Raw genomic sequence first — 278 nt, forward strand, 5'->3', positions numbered from 1 at the left:
CATGGCTTCAGGACAATAAAATCAACGCCTTATGCTACATCTTGTTCAATCAAACAAAATGGAAGTGCTGGCCGCACAGCTATGCCAGCAGATAGCCAACGACAGCCGAACCCTAGACAACCTGTTCGCGCCTCAACCTATTTGGGTGCAAAGCCCGGGGATGGCACAGTGGTTAAAGCTTAAGGTGGCCGAGTCTTTGGGCATCGCCGCCAATTTGGAGTTTCCGCTGCCTTCCAGCTTCATCTGGAATCAGTTGTATCAGCGATTATTGCCGGATT

General features: G+C 50.4%; 1 protein-coding gene. It reads left to right on the forward strand.

Going from position 1 to position 278, the window contains the following annotated elements:
* Window positions 1–58: 58 nt before the first annotated feature.
* Window positions 59–278, forward strand: a 220-nt coding sequence (locus J0A66_RS23260) for an exodeoxyribonuclease V subunit gamma (RefSeq protein WP_241264404.1), incomplete at its 3' end; no start/stop codon positions are given.

The organism is Bowmanella dokdonensis (assembly GCF_017254865.1).
Lineage (GTDB): Bacteria > Pseudomonadota > Gammaproteobacteria > Enterobacterales > Alteromonadaceae > Bowmanella > Bowmanella dokdonensis.